General features: G+C 36.5%; 18 protein-coding genes and 2 other annotated features. All 18 genes read left to right on the top strand.

The window, feature by feature from the left end; translation table 11 throughout:
- Positions 1 to 10 precede the first annotated feature (10 nt).
- Complete coding sequence (gene mutM, locus ACS127_RS16350; RefSeq protein WP_440896081.1) at positions 11 to 841, top strand: DNA-formamidopyrimidine glycosylase; 831 nt, start codon at positions 11 to 13, stop codon at positions 839 to 841.
- 77 nt (positions 842 to 918) lie between these two features.
- Positions 919 to 1,557, top strand: coding sequence for a sporulation membrane protein YtaF (ytaF, locus tag ACS127_RS16345; RefSeq protein WP_440896080.1), 639 nt, complete (start codon positions 919 to 921; stop codon positions 1,555 to 1,557).
- Between the two features lie 521 nt (positions 1,558 to 2,078).
- The gene (coaE, locus tag ACS127_RS16340) at positions 2,079 to 2,690 is read left to right on the top strand and encodes a dephospho-CoA kinase (RefSeq protein WP_440896079.1); all 612 of its coding nucleotides are present in this window, start codon (positions 2,079 to 2,081) and stop codon (positions 2,688 to 2,690) included.
- Positions 2,691 to 2,779: 89 nt separating this feature from the next.
- On the top strand, positions 2,780 to 3,877 hold the full coding sequence (locus ACS127_RS16335; RefSeq protein WP_440896078.1) for a glycerol dehydrogenase: 1,098 nt from the start codon (positions 2,780 to 2,782) through the stop codon (positions 3,875 to 3,877).
- A gap of 865 nt (positions 3,878 to 4,742) precedes the next feature.
- Positions 4,743 to 5,135 carry a cytosolic protein gene (locus tag ACS127_RS16330; RefSeq protein ID WP_440896077.1) on the top strand — a complete coding sequence of 131 codons (393 nt, stop codon included), beginning with the start codon at positions 4,743 to 4,745 and terminating at the stop codon, positions 5,133 to 5,135.
- 25 nt (positions 5,136 to 5,160) lie between these two features.
- Positions 5,161 to 5,625 carry a transcriptional regulator NrdR gene (gene nrdR, locus ACS127_RS16325; RefSeq protein WP_440898164.1) on the top strand — a complete coding sequence of 155 codons (465 nt, stop codon included), beginning with the start codon at positions 5,161 to 5,163 and terminating at the stop codon, positions 5,623 to 5,625.
- Between the two features lie 64 nt (positions 5,626 to 5,689).
- Positions 5,690 to 7,027 (top strand): replication initiation and membrane attachment family protein, encoded by a 1,338-nt coding sequence (locus tag ACS127_RS16320; protein ID WP_440896076.1) that lies wholly within the window; start codon positions 5,690 to 5,692, stop codon positions 7,025 to 7,027.
- Positions 7,028 to 7,043: 16 nt separating this feature from the next.
- Positions 7,044 to 7,973 carry a primosomal protein DnaI gene (gene dnaI, locus ACS127_RS16315; RefSeq protein ID WP_440898163.1) on the top strand — a complete coding sequence of 310 codons (930 nt, stop codon included), beginning with the start codon at positions 7,044 to 7,046 and terminating at the stop codon, positions 7,971 to 7,973.
- Between the two features lie 180 nt (positions 7,974 to 8,153).
- Positions 8,154 to 8,951, top strand: a complete 798-nt coding sequence (gene ytxC / locus ACS127_RS16310; protein ID WP_440896075.1) for a sporulation protein YtxC — start codon at positions 8,154 to 8,156, stop codon at positions 8,949 to 8,951.
- Positions 8,952 to 9,649: 698 nt separating this feature from the next.
- Positions 9,650 to 9,879, top strand: a binding site (T-box leader).
- Positions 9,880 to 9,946: 67 nt separating this feature from the next.
- Positions 9,947 to 11,896 carry a threonine--tRNA ligase gene (gene thrS, locus ACS127_RS16305; protein WP_440896074.1) on the top strand — a complete coding sequence of 650 codons (1,950 nt, stop codon included), beginning with the start codon at positions 9,947 to 9,949 and terminating at the stop codon, positions 11,894 to 11,896.
- A 102-nt stretch (positions 11,897 to 11,998) separates the two neighbouring features.
- A complete protein-coding gene (locus tag ACS127_RS16300; protein ID WP_440896073.1) occupies positions 11,999 to 12,328 on the top strand; it encodes a hypothetical protein in 330 nt (109 codons plus the stop codon).
- 52 nt (positions 12,329 to 12,380) lie between these two features.
- Positions 12,381 to 12,508: a sequence feature (ribosomal protein L20 leader region), on the top strand.
- 315 nt (positions 12,509 to 12,823) lie between these two features.
- Positions 12,824 to 13,345 carry a translation initiation factor IF-3 gene (gene infC / locus ACS127_RS16295; RefSeq protein WP_440896072.1) on the top strand — a complete coding sequence of 174 codons (522 nt, stop codon included), beginning with the start codon at positions 12,824 to 12,826 and terminating at the stop codon, positions 13,343 to 13,345.
- A 35-nt stretch (positions 13,346 to 13,380) separates the two neighbouring features.
- Positions 13,381 to 13,575: a 50S ribosomal protein L35 gene (gene rpmI / locus ACS127_RS16290; RefSeq protein WP_440896071.1), complete on the top strand. Its 195-nt coding sequence runs from the start codon at positions 13,381 to 13,383 to the stop codon at positions 13,573 to 13,575.
- A gap of 38 nt (positions 13,576 to 13,613) precedes the next feature.
- Positions 13,614 to 13,973, top strand: a complete 360-nt coding sequence (rplT, locus tag ACS127_RS16285) for a 50S ribosomal protein L20 (protein WP_440896070.1) — start codon at positions 13,614 to 13,616, stop codon at positions 13,971 to 13,973.
- A 90-nt stretch (positions 13,974 to 14,063) separates the two neighbouring features.
- Positions 14,064 to 14,321 (top strand): DUF1294 domain-containing protein, encoded by a 258-nt coding sequence (locus ACS127_RS16280; protein WP_440896069.1) that lies wholly within the window; start codon positions 14,064 to 14,066, stop codon positions 14,319 to 14,321.
- 71 nt (positions 14,322 to 14,392) lie between these two features.
- Positions 14,393 to 14,956 (top strand): TVP38/TMEM64 family protein, encoded by a 564-nt coding sequence (locus tag ACS127_RS16275; RefSeq protein ID WP_440896068.1) that lies wholly within the window; start codon positions 14,393 to 14,395, stop codon positions 14,954 to 14,956.
- A 17-nt stretch (positions 14,957 to 14,973) separates the two neighbouring features.
- Positions 14,974 to 15,459, top strand: a complete 486-nt coding sequence (locus tag ACS127_RS16270) for a dUTP diphosphatase (protein WP_440896067.1) — start codon at positions 14,974 to 14,976, stop codon at positions 15,457 to 15,459.
- A gap of 247 nt (positions 15,460 to 15,706) precedes the next feature.
- Positions 15,707 to 16,783, top strand: a complete 1,077-nt coding sequence (locus ACS127_RS16265; RefSeq protein WP_440896066.1) for a M42 family metallopeptidase — start codon at positions 15,707 to 15,709, stop codon at positions 16,781 to 16,783.
- Positions 16,784 to 16,810 lie beyond the last annotated feature (27 nt).

Raw genomic sequence — 16,810 nt, 5'->3', positions numbered from 1 at the left:
GAAAATCGTTATGCCAGAATTACCAGAAGTAGAAACAGTCAGAAAGACTTTATTAGAACTTGTCAAAGGGGAAGCAATTACAAAGGTTGAGGTTTATTGGCCAAGGATGATTAAAAAACCAGATGATGTATCAATTTTCAAAGTTGCTCTTGAAAATGAGAAGATTATTGATGTGAAGCGAAAAGGGAAGTTTCTTATCTTTGAGTTGGAACATTACTCACTTGTTTCTCATCTCAGAATGGAAGGGAAATATGGTGTATATTCTGCTGAAATTGAGAAAGATAAACATACCCATGTTATTTTTCATTTTGAAAGTGGGAAGACCTTGCGTTATCATGATGTTCGGAAATTTGGTACAATGCATTTGTTTCCCAAAGATCAAGCTGATCAATCAGCGCCCTTAATCCAATTAGGTCCCGATCCTTTTGAAACTAATTACTCATTGGAAAGGATCTTTCCAAAAATACAAAAAAGTAATCGCGTAATCAAGAATATATTATTAGATCAAACGGTTATTGCAGGGCTTGGGAATATTTATGTTGATGAAACTTTATTTCGAGCAAATATTCATCCGCTTCGCAAGGGAACGACATTAACGGAAGAAGAAGTTGAACGTATTTTAAAAGAAGCTCAAGACACACTCAAAGAAGCAATTAAACAAGGTGGTACAACTATTAGAAGCTATGTGAACAGCCTTGGTGATATCGGAATGTTTCAACAAGAACTGTTTGTTTATGGACAAACGGGCACACCATGCAAAAAATGCGGAAGTGAAATCGAAAAGTTCAAGGTATCTAATCGTGGCACTCACGTTTGCCCAACTTGTCAAATGATATCTTAAACACAATATACTCACATCTTTTTTTGTCTATCCATATACTATTCCAAGTTAATTTATTGAACTTGGAGAGGATGTGTATGGAGATGTTCGATATACTCTCCTTATTTTTTTTAGTCATTGCGGTGAGTATCGATAGCTTTATGGTTGCATTTAGTTATGGATTGAAAAAATTAAACTTAGCGCCAACTGTGATTGGTTTAATCGGTATTTGTTCAGGATTAGCTTTCGGTCTTTCGATGATTGCTGGTCAAGTACTTGCTTTTTTTATTACAGAGACACTGATGACTGTGATTGGGGCTGTTTTATTAATTGGGTTAGGCTGTTATAGTTTGTTTTCCTTTGATCAACCACAGGAAAAACCCAGCTCAAGTAAAAGCTATCATTTGAAATTCAAAAGAATGGATATTGTCATAAAAATTTTTAATAAGCCAGTGCTTGCGGATCTTGACCAATCGGGAGATATTACTGGGCTTGAAACAATCTGGCTAGCTTTAGCGCTATCGATTGATGCTGGTGCTGCCGGACTGGGTGCTTCCTTAGTAGGCTTTCGCTTGGTTGCTATTGTCTTAATCATATTGATGACAATTGCCTTTTTAGTACTTGGACTTTTTATTGGAGGTAAATTTGCCCAAAAGGAATTACATGCATCGATTCGCTATATTCCCGGGTTACTGCTTATTTTAATTGGTATCAGCCGTTTATTTATCCCAGTATGAAGCCTTTAAACATTTATCACAGATAACCGTCCGTAAAACTCGGGGCAACAATGGGGTTCGATGGGGCGAGTAACCGCAAATATCTTCGGTGGGGCGAGTAACCGCAGTCCCAGTCCCACGACGTTGGTCACGCAGGCGTTACCACACGATGTGGTGGTTTTAGCCTGTGGTCCTTCCTAATAGAGAGGAAACAAATCTATTAGGCGGGAGCTACAGGTGAGCTAATGTCCTGATTCACTTAACTAAACAAATGTTTTCGGTGGGACGAGTAATCGCAAATGTCTTCGGTGGGGCGAGTAATCACAGCCCCAGTCCCAGTCAGTGGGACTAAGGGATACAGACTAAGATCACGACGTCCTATCGTAACGTCTGCACTAGTACATCCTATGCGTCGAAAAACTCCCACTGATTGAAGTTTCGTTTTATCAGTATTCAAGGAAAGCTTTTGGTTAATTGATTTTAGCGACTAACACTGTCTACAGGGGAATTTAAATTAATGATTAAAGATGTAGGTGATAATGATGACACTTGTGATCGGGTTGACTGGAAGTATTGCAACCGGAAAAAGTACAGTTGCAAAACTATTTAAAAAAGAAGGAATTCCAATTGTAGATGCTGATCTGATTTCACGGCAGGTAGTAGAACCTGACCGTGAAGCTTATCAGAAGATTGTGTCAGCATTTGGTCGAGACATTTTAGCTACTGATCAGTCCATTGATCGTAAAAAATTGGCGCAACTCATTTTTAATAATCAAGAAAAACGAGATCAATTAAATGGCATTGTACATCCAATTATCATTGATCAAATCATTAAAGAAAGAGACCGCTTGATTGCCGAAGATCACACTTTAATTATTTTAGACATTCCACTTTTATTTGAATTAAATTTAATCAAGCTTGTTGAAAAAGTAATTGTTGTTTATACTTCACCCGAGAAACAACTTGAACGTTTGAAAAGACGAGATCAATTAACTGAAGAACATGCAAGACAACGGATAGAAGCTCAAATGTCGATTGAGGAAAAGAAACAAAAAGCTGATTTCCTCATTGACAACAATGATTCGAAACAAGAAACGGCGCAGCAATTTCGGCAATTAATCACACAATTAAAAGACAACAAAAAAGATTGTTAATTTATGAGCAAACTATTTGCCCTTCAAATTAAAACTGGGGTATACTATTAAAAGAAGCAGTAAAAATATATTGTATAGGAGATATGTAAATGTCAGCAACTATTTTCACATCACCAAGCAAGTATATTCAAGGAAAAAATGAATTAAACAATGTCGGGAAATATGTACACGTTCTAGGGAAAAAACCATTAATCTTGTCCGATCAAACAGTATGGGAAATCACAGGTGAACAAATTCAAACGAGTTTTAATCATGAGAAATTAGATTTTCACTTTGTAGAATTTAATGGAGAAGCATCGATAAATGAAATAGATCGCGTTGTCGAACAAGGTAAGGAGAATAACGTCGATTTAGTACTCGGTGTGGGCGGTGGAAAGACTTTAGATGCAGCAAAGGCGATTGCAGATGGACTTGACGTAGGAATTGTCATTGTACCTACAACAGCTTCGACTGATGCTCCGACTAGTGCTTTATCCGTTATTTATAGTGATGAAGGTGTTTTCGAATCCTATAAATTTTATAAGAAAAATCCTGATCTCGTATTAGTTGATACAGCAGTTGTTGCAAAAGCTCCTGCCAGATTCTTCTCTTCTGGAATTGCTGATGCCATGGCGACATGGGTAGAAGCAAGAGCAAATGTTAAAAGTGGTGGTTTAACAATGGCTGGTGGTAAACCAAGTCTGGCGGCTCAAGCTATTGCCAAAACATGTGAGGAGACTCTATTTGCTTATGGTATTCCAGCATACCAAGCTGTACAAAAGGGTTTGGTTACAAAACATGTTGAAGCGGTTGTAGAAGCAAACACCTTATTATCAGGACTTGGATTTGAAACAGGTGGATTAGCCGGCGCTCATGCGATTCACAATGGTTTTACGGTGCTTGAAGGTGATATTCATCACCTAACACATGGTGAAAAAGTTGCTTATGGCACTTTAGTTCAATTGATGTTAGAGCTTCATCCGGAAACAGAGTTAATTAACTACATCCAGTTTTATCAAGAATTAGGTTTACCTACAACTTTAAAAGAAATGCATCTTGATGCAACATCTTTTGAAGATCTGTTAAAAGTTGGGGAGGCAGCAACGCAAGAGGGAGAAACAATGAAGAATCTTTCTCAAGACATTACTGCTGAAGACGTTGCACATGCCATTATTGCAGTGGATCAATTAAGTAATAGTTTATTTTAACCTCCAACATGGGTTGCTGTGAACTGCGCCCTATCAAATAGACAGTGAAAAACCAAAAATTTACGCTACAGCCTGGTACTGATAATCTAACGGTACTAGGCTGTTTAGTTTCTCTCAATATCTTTCCTCATTATAAAATTTGCTATATTGATCAACCCACTCGTTAATTTATTTGAATACCCACTAAAAGTTAAAGCGATAAAACTCGATATCTCACAAATTTTATCACAGATAATCGTCCATAAAACTCAGGCCAACACGATGTTGGTCACACAAGCGTTTTCGCAGGACGCGAAGACGTTAGCTTGTGTTCCTTAACAATCAGTGGGACTAAGGGATACAGACTAAGATCACGACGTCCTGGGACTGCGATTACCAATGTTGTCAGGTTAATAAAATCGATTAAGTAAATCCATTTCAAAATGATAAATCGCATGCTAAGATTCAAATATTAAAAATCGGTGCTTTCCACTATAGGTGGATGCTTTCCGCGGAGATGGGGGTCTATAGGACGTAGATCATGCAGGTGTTGGGACTGGGATTACTCGCCCCATTAAAAAGACTTGCCCACGGAAAGCGTAGTGTTTTTCCATAGCGGTCGCCTTAACCTGACAACATTACTGCGATTACTCGTCCCACCGAAGAGACTAGTGCGTCGAAAAGCTCCCACTGATTGAAGTTTCGTTTTATCTCATTTAATTTTTTCAGTAGGGCTCTTCAATGTTTGCTATAGGCAACTCCATCGTAAAATAATCGTTATCATGACTATAATATGTTATAATAAAATTTAGTAAATATCATTTGGATTTTTATCTTGGTAAGCTGAACGAGTCATTTGATAAAATATGTTAACGAGGTGTCATTTATGGGATTAAAGGAATCATGGAATAAATTTTTTAATAATCATTCTGAAACAAGCGATAATCATTGGGATCCGGAACTAAACACTCATTATTTTAAAACAACAAAAGATAAAGCCTTCGATACAGTGCTTCGCTATTTCAAACAGCAATCAGGCTGTGAAATCAATTCAACTTCTGAACGTCATGGTGAAATTAGTGTTAACTATAAAGGAAAACGACGTGCTTTTGTCATTGCAACAGTAGTCATGGTTAAACCATTTAAAACAGCGATTGATTTTTCAATCACAACAGAAGGCGGCCTGTTTGATCTAGGATTCAGCCACAAATTAATTACAAAGTTTTATGCAGACCTGCAGAAGGAAATGCAAGTATTAGATGTTCACAGTCAAGTTTAGTAAACAAAGATGGGAATGAAAAATGATGCGGTGTCCAAGCTGTCAAAATAAACATACTCGTGTCTTAGACTCTCGCCCAATTGAAGAGGGAGATGTGATCAGAAGACGGCGGGAATGTGAAGCATGTAGTTATCGTTTTACTACATTTGAAAGAATTGAAGAAATGCCACTTATCGTCGTCAAAAAAGAGGGTGTTCGTGAGTCCTTTAGTAGAGAGAAGTTAATCCGGGGTCTTATCAAAGCTTGTGAAAAAAGACCAGTTTCTCATGAACAACTTGAAAAATTAGCTTTAGAGGTAGAAAGAGAATTGCGTAGTCGAGGTTCAGCTGAAGTAGGAAGTAAAGATGTCGGTGAGCTTGTGATGAATCATTTAGCGGATATTGATGATGTCGCCTATGTACGCTTTGCTTCTGTCTATCGTCAATTTAAAGATATTAATGTTTTTCTAGATGAATTAAAAGATTTAATGAATTACTCTAATGAGAAATGAGCCGTTTTGGCTCTTTTTTCTTTGTGCTATAATAGAATAACAAAATGAATAAAGGAGGCTGACCATGCACCAATCAATTGGGAAAATCCTCCCTTCTGACGGCTATTGCATTAGAAAATTTAGTACCTTAACACAAGAACATTATCAAGCACTTTATCAATTATATCAGCCTATTATTGGTGTGGTTGCTACGGCATTATATTTAACTTTACATCATTTATTTCAGACAAATCAAAAACATACACACCATCAGTTGATGCAAATTTTAAATCAACCATTAGATATCATTTATCAAGCTCGAAAGAAATGTGAAGCGATGGGATTAATTCATACCTATCAACTAAAAGAGGAAAATTATACTGTTTATCATTATGAATTAAATATACCGCTAACAGCTAGAGAGTTTTTAAATGATGATTTACTAAATCAATTACTTTTACATCAAATTGGAACACCAAAGCATCAGGCAATAAAAGAGGCTTTTAGTTCTTTTACCCAAGAAGATACAAGTCAGCTGGGTGAAAATATTACCGCAAATTTTAATGATGTATTTACGTTCAATTCACAAATGGAGCAAGCGAATACTCAAGTTGTTGAACAAGAAACCAATCAAGCTGCTCCTGTTTTAAACAATATTGAAATAGATTGGCAATGGCTAGAGAAGATGTTGGAAGATCGCATGCTTCCGACTAAGAAAATTCTTTCAAATGAGAATTGTAAGTTAATCACACAAATGGCTGCCCTTTATCAGTTAACTACGACACAGTTGGAAAAAGCGATTCAATGGGCAATATCTAGTGAACATGAACTGAATCGAGAAGAGTTCAAAATAGCTTGTTTAGACTTAGTTGAAACCTTGCCAGAACAAATCAATGTTGTTAATCAAAGAAATAAAGTGAAAATAGATGATGAACAACCAAAAACGAAAAAGGAACTTTTTATTGAACGAATGGAAACGATCAGTCCAAAGGAATTGTTAGAAGATTTATCAAATGGAAATCAGGCGTCCCAACAAGATTTAAGAATGATTGCAAATGTGATGGCTGCCCAAGGTCTTGAGCCTGGAGTAATGAATGTCCTCATTCATTATGTTATGCTTAAAACAGATATGAAATTGACCAAATCTTATTTGGAGAAGATCGCCAGTCATTGGTCACGGAAAAATGTCAAAACAGTTCACCAAGCCATGACCTTAGCTAAATCGGAAAATAACAAATATCAACAATGGGATCAAAAGAAGCAGGCTAATTATTATCGTCCCAAAAATAGTCAAGATATTGTCCCTGACTGGTTTAAGAAACAAAAGAAAAATCAACCTAAGCAATCGACACCACCTGCTGAATCTGATAAAGATATTGATGAAATATTAAAAGCATTTAAAAGTAAAAAAACGAGTGAGTAAGAGGTGAGTGAAAACAATGGAATCGATTCAGGCATCATTAAAAAGATGGATGAAGGACAAGCAATCATTTCAAGATGTCTATCAACAAATGCGTGCAGATATCATGAGTGATCCTGATATTCAACAATTATTAAAGGATCATCCACAGCTTGATCATCAAGCTGTGGATCGCCAGTTAATCAAATTATATGAGTATCAATCCCAAAACAAGGATTGTGATAATTGCCCTAAAGGAGGCTGTTCTAACAATATTCTACCAGGCTATAAGCCACGTATTGAAGTGGATGGAACAAATATTCATCTTACTTATGAAAAATGTAAATACACCATTTTACGAGAAGAACAGCAGAAGCGATCTTCATTAATTAAAAGCTTATACATGCCAAAAGAAATTTTACATGCCTCTATTGCTGAGATACATGGTGAGGATCCAGCACGTCATCCAGCCATCGTTGCTATCTATCAGATGTTGGATAAGGCTGATAAAGCTCTTCCGAATAAGGGGCTCTATTTTCACGGTCCATTTGGTGTTGGGAAGACATATTTTCTAGGTGCTATTGCCAATGAATTAGCAGATAGAAAGATAGCATCAATGCTTATTTATATGCCTGAATTTGTTCGTGAGATAAAATCATCAATCAAAGATGATTCCATTAGTAAAAAAATTGATCAATTTAAGAAAATACCTGCTCTTATGATCGATGATATTGGATCAGAATCCTTATCAGCATGGTTTAGAGATGAAGTGCTCGGTTCAATTTTACAGTATCGAATGATGGAAGGTTTACCAACTTTCTTTAGTTCTAATTATTCCCTTGATCAATTAGAAAAGCATCTATCCATGACAGCTCGAGGCGATATTGAACAATTAAAGGCAGGACGAATCATTGAACGAATCAAACAAGTTAGTGATCCAATTGAAGTCAATGGTGAAAGTCAAAGATAAGCAGTAGAATCCATATCTCAAGCGACAGATCGCTTGAAGCTATTATTGAAACTCTGTGTCAATTGACCCGTCCATTTTTAGAAAGAATAATAACTTGTCTTTTTTCAATTGTGAATTAATCATTTTTTCAAAAAATCATCCATACAATATAACAGTGTAAGAAGAGATGGGTGAGAATAAATGATGAAAATTAAATTTGATCATGAGCTTGACCAAACAATGTTTAAAGACAAGTTGAGAGAGCAACATTTGATGTGGCGAGTGATAAATGATTATGAGCTTGAGATTCTAGACCAAAATACTGAAAAGATTAGTCAAACACTGAGTCAAATGTTTTACTACGTTGATTTAAAGCCAATGCTAATTGAGCGTTTAATCAATCAGTATTTTTATTATGATTTTGACGAGATGAATACAATTTTATCTTTTGCGGCTCAAATGCTCTTAACGGATCACTATGAGAAAGTTAGTTTTTTAACAGATTTGCGGGGAACCATGAAACAGTATTTTAAATTAGAGCCAGATCAAGAACTTTTTGATTATGGTAAACAGAAGCAATTATTTTTCGATCAAGCGGGGTGGCTTTTAGATGAAGTAACCGCTCGAGCTATTGATGAAAAGAAGCAAGATGAACAGTATCAGATTTTTTTGCAATCTTTAAGAGAGTATGTAAAAAAAAGAGAAGTAGGTCCCTTGTGTTTTGTAAAGTGGAAGAAGAATGGAAGCATCATTTGTCGTGAAAACGGGCATGAATATACAAAACAAGAGTTGGAAGATTTACTATTGGAAACACCCATTCATATTTACCAATTTGCCCATAATGAACATCAAATCAGTCCATTTCTTGCTCTTAATCCCAAACAAATATTGATCTATCCTGAAGACGAGACAGATCCTGTTTTGACATCTTTACAAAATATTTTTGATGAGCGTCTTGTTATTATTCGCAATCATTCTTTTCCCTTTAAAGATGACTAAAAATACTCGGGGTTAGAGCTCATAACAAGTAATGTACTTATTCTTGTGAAGTAAATACTTTGAAGCCTTCCATAGTGTGGTTACTCGTCCCATCGAAAATCATTGGGGCTGGGACTGTGATTACCAATGTTGTCAGGTTAAGGCGACCGCTATGGAAAAACACTACGCTTTCCGTGGGCATGGCTTGAGCTAACTTTGCCAAGCAAAAATCACTTGTCAAAGTGGATCTCAAGCTCACGCTTTTCCCACAGGAGTCTCCGTGTTTTTCCATAGCTAACTCGTTTTACTTCCATTTGTATTAAATTTGATACTCGATTCCATTCCATCATCTTTTTATCTGAAAGAAGAGACAACTAAACATAAGCCAAATTAAAATAGGATTCACCCATACAACAGATCCACTTAGGTGATTGGAACGAAAGGTGGTGACTCCAGCGGAAATAAGACAAGGAAAGCTTCGTCAGCGAGACATCGCACGAAGAAAATTGCCTTTTATTTTCGAGGATGAGTTGAAGATCCACTTTTGTAGCGCATTAGGCTACAAAAGTTAGCTGAAGCCATCTCCGCGGAAAGCATCCACCTGTAGTGGAAAGCACCGATCCTTAATATTTGAATCTTAGCGTGCTATTTATTATTTTGAAATAGATTTGCTTGATTTTTAGTTGTTGAAGTTATATAATACTAAACATATTCGATATTTAGAAGTTATGATGAGGACAAGGTTGTTAGCTTGACGTTCAAAAGAGAGGAAAGTATTGCTGAAAACTTTCTGTTCATTCAACTAATGATTACCACCTCTGAACTCCATTTTTGAAATTTTTATTAGAAAATGGCGTTTCTCTACGTTACAGAGCCCGGAAAGCCAAATTTATATAAAAATATGATTTGGGAACGAGGGTGGAACCACGAGCCAATGCTTGTCCCTTTGCGTATAGCGCAGAGGGCGAGCATTTTTTTATTGGGTTGATAAAATAAATAAAGGAGCGAACAAAACTATGGATAAACAATTAGTGATAACTTTTCCTGACGGAGCTAAAAAGGAATTCCCGCAAGGAACAACCGGTGAAGATATTGCACAATCTATTTCACCTGGCTTAAGAAAACAAGCTTTAGCTATTACTCTAGATCAAACATTGTATGATTTGAGAACACCATTACCTCATGATGGCGAAATTGCCATTATCACAAATAAACAACCTGAAGGTCTTGAAATTATGCGCCATTCAACAGCACATGTTATGGCACAGGCAATTAAGCGTTTATTTGGTGATGAGGTTAACTTAGGTGTTGGACCAACAATTGAAGATGGTTTTTACTATGACATTGATATGGAACATTCATTAACACCTGATGATCTTCCGAAAATTGAAAAAGAAATGAAGCGAATTGTGGATGAAAATTTGGAAATTAAGCGTGTAGAGGTAAGTCGTGAAGAAGCGGAAGCACGTTTCCAAGCAATTGGTGACCAGCTTAAGCTAGAATTACTTGAAGCCATTCCAGCAGATGAAAAGGTAACAATCTATGAGCAGGGTGAATTTTTTGATCTATGTCGCGGGGTTCATGTCCCTTCAACAAGTAAAATCAAAGTCTTTAAACTATTGAGTATTTCAGGTGCCTATTGGCGTGGAGATAGTAATAATAAAATGCTCCAACGTATTTATGGGACAGTTTTCAATAAGCAGTCAGAACTAGATGAATATTTACGCTTACGTGAAGAGGCAAAAGAAAGGGATCATCGTAGATTAGGTAAGGAATTAGAACTCTTTGCAACATCACAAGATGTAGGTCAAGGGCTGCCATTATGGTTACCCAAAGGTGCAACCATTCGTCGCATCATCGAGCGCTATATTGTCGATTTAGAAGAACGATTGGGTTATGATCATGTCTACACCCCTGTTTTAGGAAATGTTGAACTATACAAAACAAGTGGACATTTGGAACATTACAAGGACGATATGTTTCCAACGTTAGAAATGGATAATGAGGATCTTGTTCTTCGTCCAATGAACTGTCCACACCATATGATGGTTTATAAAAACCAATTGTACAGTTACCGACACTTACCTGTTCGAATTGCTGAGCTTGGGATGATGCACCGCCATGAAATGTCTGGTGCGCTAGCCGGTTTACAGCGTGTTCGAGCCATGACCTTAAATGATGCCCATATCTTCGTTCGTCCTGACCAGTTAAAAGATGAATTTGTTCGTGTCGTTGAATTGATTCAACATGTCTATCGTGATTTTGGCATTGAAGATTATTATTTCCGTCTTTCTTATCGTGATCCTGAAGATAAAGAGAAGTACATTGATAACGATGAAATGTGGGAAATGTCACAAGCCACTTTAAAAGAAACAATGGAAGAGATGGGCTTAGACTATGTTGAAGCGAAAGGTGAAGCTGCCTTCTACGGTCCAAAACTTGACCTTCAAGTTAAAACAGCACTCGGAAAAGATGAAACAATTGCAACTGTTCAACTTGACTATCAAGCTGCCGAACGGTTTGATCTTTCCTATATTGGTAAAGATGGCGAGGAGCATCGTCCAGTTGTTATTCACCGCGGTGTTGTGGGGACAATGGAACGGTTTGTAGCCTTCTTAATTGAAGAATATAAAGGGGCTTTTCCAGTATGGCTAGCACCGGTACAGGCTCGAGTTATTCCGGTTTCAAATGATATTCACGCTGACTATGCTAAAAAAATCGAAGATGAACTTCGTCTTGAAGGCTTACGGATTGAAACAGATTTACGAGATGAAAAACTTGGCTATAAGATTCGCGAAGCACAAACAGCAAAAATCCCATTTGCCATAGTTGTTGGTGATAAAGAGATGGCTGAGGATGCCGTTAATATTCGTCGCTATGGTGAACAAAAATCTGAAACATTGAGTTTGGAAGACTTCAAAACGCTAATAAAAAAGGAAATTGACGCTAAATCATTGAAGGAGTAAGATGAATAGGAACTGTTCCTTGATTTAAGAGGCCGTTCCCGCTTACTCAAATATGTTTCTTTTTGTGATAATTGGATTAAAGTGAGACGAGGGGGATTGAAGATGAATCGAACTAGAGTTATCTGCGAAAAATGTAACGGCCCGATTGAATCAAGTGGAGATCTGGTTACAGATGTTGTTGTTCTATCTGTCGTTGCCTATCATGAAGACTGTTATGCCAATGAACTAAAGCGTGGTTCTGGCTTCTTTTTATCAGGTCGACCTTTAAATAGTTGGTCAGCTAATTTAGTTTTTTTATTGGCTGTCATCGCTGCATTATCTACTCTCTTTTTCTTTAAAGACTGGTATTTTTTATTTCTTGCCTGTCTAATTCCAATTGGCTATCGTTTATATTCTTTCTTCGTTTATGAATGGCCGCTTAAAAAGAGTTGACAGATTATTCGGCGCATGTTAATATTATCTAGTGTGAAATTGAATATGATCAATTGACAAGTAGAGGCACCCGCTTCTCGCCTGTTCGACACAATTATGTAGTTGCCAGGTCGCTTAAATAGTATTCTGATTATTACAGGATAAGTGTGGGTGCATGAGTGCCGACACTTTTTTATTTGCACTTTTTATACTATCAGATAGAGTAAGACATTTTCAATGATAGTATAAGTAAAACCAAGGTTTTACTTCCGCAAGGATGTGGTGGCTCTGGCGTGTCTCCGCAATAGATGGGACAGTTAGTCAAAGCTCTCTAAGTGTAGCGACAAACCAAGTTTTTTTCTAACTATAAGAAAAAAGAGTGTTAGTGATATAACACAAATCATATCAACATGTTGATATGGTCATCTTGTCAGATGACTTTTAAAAAAGTCAGGTTATTTTAGTTTAAAATAACAGATCAATCGTTCATACGCTTTTAAAATATCTTGGAGGTGGATGGTTATTAGCAAAGAAATGAATGTTAATGAGGGGATTCGTGCACGTGAAGTTCGATTAATTGATTCTAATGGGGATCAGCTAGGTGTTAAATCTCGTCAAGAGGCTTTGGAAATTGCAGCGAATCGTAATTTAGATTTGGTACTTGTTGCACCAAAAGCAAAGCCACCCGTATGTCGTATTATGGACTACGGAAAATACCGCTTTGAACAACAGAAGAAAGAAAAAGAAGCACGTAAGAAACAAAAGATAATTAATCTCAAAGAAGTTCGTTTGAGTCCAGGTATTGAAGAACATGACTTTAATACGAAGCTTCGTAATGCACGAAAGTTTTTGGAAAAGGGAGATAAGGTTAAAGTATCTATTCGATTCCGTGGACGTGCGATCACTCATAAAGAACTTGGACGTGAAGTCCTTGAACGTATGGCGGATGCATGTAAAGATCTATCAACTGTTGAACAAAAAGCAAAAATGGAAGGACGCAGCATGTTCTTAATGCTTGCGCCACTTAAAGATAACTAAGTTTTAATTTATATGCTTTTAAGGAGGAACAACTTATGCCAAAAATGAAAACACATAAAGGCACTCAAAAACGTTTTAAAAGAACTAGCTCTGGGAAGTTAAAACGTGCCCATGCTTATACAAGTCACATGTTTGCAAACAAGTCTCAAAAACAAAAAAGAAAATTACGTAAAGGTGCGCTAGTTTCAAAAGGTGATCAAAAGCGTATCGATCAAATGTTACCAAGATAAGAAATCCGTTTTTGGGTTATATATAGGAGGGAATTATTATGGCACGTGTTAAAGGTGGAACAGTTACACGCAAGCGTCGTAAACGTATATTAAAATTAGCTAAAGGTTATTATGGTTCAAAACATGCCCTATTTAAAATGGCAAAACAACAAGTATGGAAATCAGGTCAATACGCTTATCGTGATCGTAAACAGAGAAAACGCGATTTCCGTAAACTATGGATTTCTCGAATTAATGCTGCGGCACGACTAAACGATATTTCTTATAGCCGTCTTATGCACGGTTTGAAATTAGCTGGTATTGAGGTTAACCGCAAAATGCTTGCCGAATTAGCTATTTCAGATGCACAAGCATTTACACAATTGACAGATCAAGCTAAAGCAGCATTAAATAAATAGATTTGGAATTAAAGAGTTGTTTTCTTATTGAGGAAGACAACTCTTTTACTTATTTATTTATTAGAATATGGTACAGTTGTGAGGTTAAATATGAACGAAATAATCGGTTACTTTATTATCATTAATATCATTGGTTTATTGATGATGAAAATTGATAAAAGAAAAGCAAAGCAAGGAAAGTGGCGTACTCCTGAACGCTACATATGGTTAATAAGTTTATTTGGTGGTTCCTTAGGTACTTTATTGGGTATGAAACTTTATCGCCATAAAACGAAGCATATTCAGTTCCGGATTGGCCTACCACTTATCTTTATCATTCAAATGATTGGCTTGATTATGTTATACTAACCATTATGCCCAGCATATTGATCAAGCTCTATTCATAAGTTAAAGAGATACCGAAAGGAGGCTAAAATAAAGTGGAACAAATAGAATATTATGTTGAATTAGTTAGAAGTACACATATGTTAATCGCACCATTACTATATTTAACACTTCATGTGATACGACCAATCTTATTTATACCTGTCATCCTTATCTGTATTGCAGGAGGACTGATTTTTGGAATGGTTCCGGGTATTATTTTATCGATGATTGGTCTATTATTATCTAGTGTTTCGTTTTATCTTTTAGCCAAGATTATGCCATTTGTGACTAAACGATTGATTAAAATGAAAGCAAAAATAGTTAATAATGATGCACAATTAACAACAAGTCAGATGATTATTCTAAGGTTAATCCCTTTTATACACTACCACCTATTATCTTTTATCATTTATGAATCATCAACGAATTTTCGCTCTTATCTGATCACTTCTTTTTATACGGTGATTCCAATGGCTGTTGTTTATACCGTAATTGGTCAGTCAGTAACAAATTTCCCACCATTGGTGTCATTGGCTATGATTGTAAGTTTAATTTTATTATTATTTGTTTTTCGAAGAAAAGACGAACGAGTAAGTGTACGTGAATTTCTTAGATAGTAAAGGAGCAACTTTAAATGAACTGGAAACCACTATTTGAAATGCAGCAACAATTAGACCAATATATTCAGTCTAATCATCAAGTCACATCAGATCAACTTTTCGAGCGGAAAATTCTTGCGCTTTTTGTGGAATTAGGTGAATTAGCCAACGAAACCCGTTGTTTTAAATTTTGGAGTGTTAAAGAACCAAGTCCACGTGAAGTGATTCTAGAGGAATATGTTGATGGAATACATTTTATCTTATCACTTGGATTGGATGCAGAATTTCAACTAGATGAGGTTAAGCACCAACCTTATACCGGTGATTTAACAGGTTTATTTAATCAATTATATCGTGCGATTGATTACTACCGAGATGACCGGACTGAAATTACCTATTTAACTGTATTCGGGCTATTTTTGACGCTAGGAAAAGAACTCGGCTTTACCGATCAAGAGATTCAGTCCGCTTATTTCGAAAAAAATAAAGTCAATTTCAAACGACAAGACGAGCAGTATTAAACTGAGCTCGTCTTTTTTTATTTGATGATAACGTTTTACAAAATACATTACTATAAGGGCATTAATTAGTCTATATTTAAAAATGATTAAGGAGGATAGCCATGAATAAAAAGACGTTTCATCTCCACCCTAGCTTACGCTTGAGGATGGAGTCTTCTCGTCTAAAAATGATAAAGTCAATCGTCCCTCTGTTTATTTTTTGGAAAATTCGTTATAATAGGTTGAGAAACAAGGGAGGCTGTACATAATGAATGAAAAGTTAACAATGTTTAAAGAACTAACTGAAGCAAAAGGGATTTCAGGAAATGAAAAAGAAGCAAGAGATGTGATGAAAAAATATATTTCACCCTATGCAACGGAAGTATATACCGATCACTTAGGAAGTTTAATCGCTAAAAAAGTAGGCCAAGAAGAGGGGCCGAAGGTGATGGTGGCTGGTCACTTAGATGAAATTGGTTTAATGGTGACGAGAATTGATGACAAGGGCTTTTTATATTTTCAAACGATTGGTGGTTGGTGGAATCAGGTCATGCTTGCTCAACGTGTCACTGTTGTTACGGAACAAGGTGATTTAGTCGGTGTGATTGGGTCGAAACCACCACATATTATGCCGGCTGAGGCACGGAAAAAACCATATGATATTAAAAAGATGTTTATTGATATTGGTGCAACAAGTAAAGAAGAAGCTGAGTCATTTGGTGTTAAACCGGGGGATTCAGTTGTACCATATTTTGAATTTCAACCGATGAAAAATGAAAAATTATTGCTTGCAAAAGCTTGGGATAATCGAATTGGCTGTGCGATTGCAATTGAAGTCCTTAAACAGCTCAAAGAGATTGAACATCCTAATATCGTTTATGGAGTGGGAACCGTTCAAGAAGAAGTAGGTTTACGTGGTGCAAAGACATCAACAAACATGATTGAACCAGATATTGGATTTGCTGTTGATACAGGAATCGCGGGTGATACACCTGGTATTTCTGCAAACGAAGCGGATAGTAAGATTGGCAAAGGACCACAAATTATTATTTATGATGCTTCAATGATTTCACATAAAGGTTTACGAGATTTTGTCTTAAAAACAGCTGATGACAATGCTATCCCTTACCAATATGGAACCATTGCAGCTGGTGGAACAGATAGTGGTTCAATTCATTTAACAGCTAATGGAGTACCTGCTTTATCAATCGGAATTGCAACACGCTATATCCATTCACATGCAGGAATCTTACATCAAGATGATTTTGACCATGCTGTTAAGCTCATTGTTGAAGTGATTAAACAATTGGATAAGGATACCGTTCACCAAATTACATTTGATTAATGACAATATTAATAAACTTCGAGAACC

The organism is Amphibacillus sp. Q70 (assembly GCF_052055485.1).
Classification (GTDB): Bacteria; Bacillota; Bacilli; order Bacillales; family Amphibacillaceae; genus Amphibacillus.
The sequence above is the reverse complement of the archived record's forward strand: the minus strand, read 5'-3'. Positions and strand labels throughout refer to the sequence as shown.